General features: G+C 57.6%; 4 protein-coding genes. All 4 read right to left on the bottom strand.

The features are described from left to right. Positions 1-366: 366 nt before the first annotated feature. Complete coding sequence (locus OP495_RS16560; RefSeq protein WP_280564530.1) at positions 367-618, bottom strand: hypothetical protein; 252 nt, start codon at positions 616-618, stop codon at positions 367-369. 80 nt (positions 619-698) lie between these two features. Further along, a complete protein-coding gene (locus OP495_RS16555) occupies positions 699-1,847 on the bottom strand; it encodes a FliC/FljB family flagellin (protein WP_280564532.1) in 1,149 nt (382 codons plus the stop codon). A gap of 214 nt (positions 1,848-2,061) precedes the next feature. Then, positions 2,062-4,074, bottom strand: coding sequence for a helicase C-terminal domain-containing protein (locus OP495_RS16550; protein ID WP_280564534.1), 2,013 nt, complete (start codon positions 4,072-4,074; stop codon positions 2,062-2,064). Positions 4,075-4,198: 124 nt separating this feature from the next. Beyond that, positions 4,199-4,791: type I-E CRISPR-associated protein Cas6/Cse3/CasE (locus tag OP495_RS16545; RefSeq protein ID WP_280570816.1), on the bottom strand; the 593-nt coding region annotated here is incomplete at its 5' end.

Below are 4,791 nucleotides of genomic sequence, written 5' to 3'. Positions count from 1 at the left end.
TATGACCTGCTCCGCCACAATGTGAACACCGCTGTGGCCTCGGGCAATTCTTTGCTGTGTGACTGCCTGATCCGCAAATAGAGCATGCCATTTCCTGAATTACTCCTTAATGTATAAAAACGACGACCGCATGGGCCCCGTATGTTGTGTACCGCTAACTACCCCAGTAGTGTCAGAGCGTTCTTCGCTACCAATTGTGCTATGTCGGTATACTCAAAGCACCGGAGTGCTGGACAAATACCTTGAAGAATTGGAGCCTGACACTGCCTCAGATCGCCATCCATTTCCCCGAGTGACTGGACGACTACATTGCCTTATGATGTCCAGGCTGACGCAGAGTTTTTAACACTCCACTAAGAATATGGATCAGTAAGTTTCATACAGATGGCTGACGCATGTCCCACATACAGACCTTCCAAATTCAGCGCACTTCTTCCTAGCCTCAGACTCATCACAGCATGTGAATTTATTTGATTCAGAATCACTTTTGTTCATTTCTTCGCAGATTGAAACTTTATTTGACGTGCATGGGTAGTCTGCTTTATTTGGCTGCATAACTCCTTTAAAAAGGTGCAGTTCTCCAGTTTCTTTATGCTTTTTAAGTGTGTATGCGTCCATAAGAAACCTCCTCGAAGTTGTTAAAACGGGGCCTTGCGGCCCCGTCGTTATTTTCCACTTCAGCCTTATCGACTAACTCATTAACCCAGCAGTGACAGGGCGTTCTGCGGCAACTGGTTAGCCTGGGACAGAACAGAAGTACCGGCTTGCTGCAGGATCTGGTTCTTGGTCATGTTGGAGACTTCATCCGCGTAGTCGGCATCTTCGATGCGTGAGCGAGCGGAGGTGATGTTGGTCTCGGTGGTGCTCAGGTTGGTAATGGCAGAATCGAAGCGATTCTGTAGCGCACCGAGTTCAGACCTTTGGCTATCCACTTGTTCAATAGCACTGTCTATCTGTGCTAGAGCGCCATCCTGAGTCGTGACAGGTCCAGTGGGTGCGGTACCACCACTCCAATCATCACTATCACTAACTTCATAAAATTCTCCGTCTTCAGCGGTAGCACCTACAGTGGCATTGCCAGCATCATCTAAAACGACGGTAGCGTCTTGTGAGATGCCACTTTCATCAGTGTAAGTAGTAGCACTCCAGTTTGAGCCATCTTCTGCGTTGCCGCCGCCGTCTGTTACTGCAACGAGATTGCCATCACTATCCTTAGCTGCGTATGTCCCGCTATCGGTGCCATCAGAGTTTTTAAGCTCATATATCTCCCCCAGTGTGGAGTTGATGGCAACTGTATCTCCTGTTTCTGGCTTTGCCTGTTGACTAGGGTCAAAGCCTGTCAAGGAGAGTTCTGCTACATCAGTCTTTTTAAGATTTATGTCTATTTCTTGCCCATCTTCTGAGCCTACCTGAATCGAGAGCTTTTCGTCACTAGCCAGGACATCTACCCCATTGAAGCTGGTTTCTTCCGAAATTCGGTCAATTTCTGAAAGGCGTTGGCCAATTTCATCTTGGATAGATGATAAGTCAGTTTCACTATTTGTTCCGTTCTGGGCCTGAACGGTCAGCTCACGCACACGCTGCAGGTTGTCGTTGACCTGGTTGAGGGCGCCTTCGGTAGTTTGGGCGACAGAAATACCGTCGTTGGCGTTGCTCTGTGCCTGACTGAGACCGTTGATCTGGCTCGACATGCGGTTGGCGATGGCTTGGCCGGCGGCGTCGTCGGCGGCGCTATTGATCTTCAACCCCGAGGAAAGACGCTCCATGGAGGTCGACAGCGCGTTCTGTGACTGGTTCAGGTTCTGCTGGCCGATCATGGCCGTGATGTTGGTATTGATCACTGACATTGTTGCGATCTCCTAAGTGTCGTTAACCGGCCCCCCAGGATCGGATGCCGGAGAAGGACCGTACATTCCGTGGAGCCTGCCTTAACGGCAATCATGTGCCGTTACTCATTTATCGGAAGATTGCCGGGAAGCTTTAGGGTGGAAGGCGAAATTTTTGGTGGCGCGCTTAATCACGGGCCCAAAACGGCCAGGGCATGGGCATAGGGGAGTGGCGCTAGAGCAGTGCCTTGAGCCGTGAGGCGGGCTCAGCCTCATCGCTGCCATCGGTTGCAGCGCTACTTTCATCAGCCTGACGATAAGCCGCCATGAAACGTGTCGGGATGGCACTCAGCAGCTTGGGTATCAGGCGGATGCCGGCTTCTGTCGGGTTGCCGGAGGGCCGGGGGATACGCGGGTCGAGCAGGGTGAGAGTGGCGACATCTTCCGGATGACGAATAGCCCGCCCCAACCCTTGGCGCAGTTTGTGCAGTGTACGCACGGTTTCCTTGCGGTTGAGCAGGCCAGCGGCGGTACGCGCGGCGTTTTCCTGGCTCATGCCCGAGCGGCATAGCCGCTGTTCCAGTAACAACCGTTCCACCTGGCTGGGTAATGGGCGAGGGTTGCGCAGGATCACCACATGCTGCCAGAAGGTTCGGTCGCCTTGCCGCTCAGGCGATAACCCCTCCCAACCGGCCGGCGTGAGCAGAATGGCGTCTTGCTCCAGGTTATTGGCGAGTTCGTTCAGGTGGGCGCCCGGCGAGTGTGTGACCAGTCGGTCACGGCTCGACGCTGGCCAGGCGTCGCGGAGAACGCGCACATCGGCATAGCTGGCACACAGCACCAGGGTGCGCCCTGGCACGGCGGTGATATGGGGGACGGCCCGTTCGGCATAACGCGATGAAAGCATGTAGGTGCCGTCGTCACATTGCCGTAGCGGATGAGGAAGCCCATGGGGCATGCGGAATCGCAACCGGCCGAAGCGCGTCGCCTGAAATGCCCGCTGCAGGCCGTAGCGCTTGTATCCCACGGGCATTTGTAGCCGTGAGCGCATATAGCGGAAGCTGGGTTCAGCCCCTGGCGAGTGATGCATGTCCGAGAGGGTCGCGGAGGTCAGCAGCGTTACGCGATTTGCAATTCCGGTCTTCAGGCTTCTGGCGGCGGTGCTGGAGTGCGCCACGATGCCGGGTAGCCCCTTGATTGGCGAGTAGTCCAAGGCCAGGTGCTGGTGGGCCTCCCTCAGGCGGGCGGCGATCTGCTCGGCGGCGCTGCGCACGCGTCGCCATTCCCGCCAGGTGTCGCCGTCATGGTTGGACTGGCGGGGCTTGGCTCTGAGCAATTTCTGGATGCCCTGGCCGATCAGGGTGCTTTCTCGCTCGTTCAACGCATGGGCACTGCCGGCCCGGCCGGGAGCGGTGAGCGATTCCAGCAGCGCCTCCCATACCGGCCAGCAGGACCGGATCTTCATCTGACGCAGCAGATAGCCGGTGGCTTGCACCGAGATGCGGTTGGAGAGGATCTCCTCGGCCACATCGGGATAATGCTCGGCTTCATCGAGCAGCAGCGCGTGCGGGGCTTGAGCCTGAGTGATGTTGCCGCGCGTGATCAGGTCGACGACCAGCAGGGCATGGTTGATCACCAGCAGATCACACGACTGGGTGGCCTCGATATGCGCCTGCAGAGCTTCCGGCATGGGGTCGTCATGGGTTAGCGCGATGTCCGCCAGACGGAGGCCATCGGGCAATAACGCCGGGTCGATATCCAGCAGGCAGCCTTCGCTTTCCAACGCCCATTGCGCCAGTTGGCGTTCCTGGCTGGGCCGTTGAGGATCACGGGCTATGTGGCGTAGCGATACCCCGCCGAGATGCAGCGCCAAGCGCTGGGGACACACATAGTTCTGCTTGCCCATGCGCAAACCGACGCGCAACTGGGGGAGCCCCTGCCAGCGCAGGTAATCACGAATGATGTCCAGATTGGCGGGCTGCAGCAGTTGGCGTTGCAGGCTGCGTGAGTAGGTGGAAATGATGCCCCGGCGGCCCTTGCCTTTTCCACGCGCGACCCAGTCGGCCAGGGCCAGCTGGTACGCCAGCGACTTGCCGATACCGGCATCGCCTTCGATAAAGTGGATTTTAGCCGGATCGACCAGGGCCTCGCCGATGGCTTCGGCATAGGCGATCTGAACCGAGTTTTGGCGAAAGCCTGCTCGCTGAGGCAGGCACTCAGCAAGGTAGGTTGCGATGGGATTTTTCACCGGCACCCCTGTGTTCTTCTAAACCCCCGCAAGGGCGGGGAAACAGTGGTGTTGATCACTGATATTTGATGTTCCCGATCACCCCCGCACGGCGGGGAGTAGGGGCGCTGCAAAGACAGCCGCATTACCTTACTCGACACAGCATGCCCATGCCATAGGCGCGCATCTTCGCGACGCCATCCAGCCAAGCCGATGCCGCGCTGAGGGGGTTGGACACCACCAGTTTGGCGGAGCCCATCATCAATTCGGCCTGTCCGGCGCGATGGCGGTGATGCTTGACCTGCCCGAGGGGGAGTGCCTTGAGGGTATCTTCCTGCACCCGGAAGCCATGGCGTTCGATTCGGGCCTGTGCCACCTCACGCCAGCGCTCTTGGGGAGCGACGACACGTCGGCTACGCGGAAGCCTTTCGCCCTGTGGGCCCAGCCGGGTGCTGACCGTAGGGACCATGACCCATTCCAGTGCCAGCTCGGCACCTTCTTCCAGCACAAGCTGACACGGCCTGGCGTTCTCGAAAGGCTCCGCTGAGCGGACCAGGAACAGGCACTGGTTGTTTCCCAGGGGCTCGGCACGAAAGATGAACGGTCGGGCCTGCCCAGGATAATCGTCACCGCCGCTGAACAGCTGCCAGGCGGTTTTATGATGGTCCTCCAGGGTGGGAAGCTTGCCGGCAGGATTGCCAGGGTGGCAGACCACGGCAGCCTCATGGTAATGGACGA

The organism is Chromohalobacter sp. 296-RDG (assembly GCF_029889885.1).
GTDB lineage: Bacteria > Pseudomonadota > Gammaproteobacteria > Pseudomonadales > Halomonadaceae > Chromohalobacter.
The sequence above is the reverse complement of the archived record's forward strand: the minus strand, read 5'-3'. Positions and strand labels throughout refer to the sequence as shown.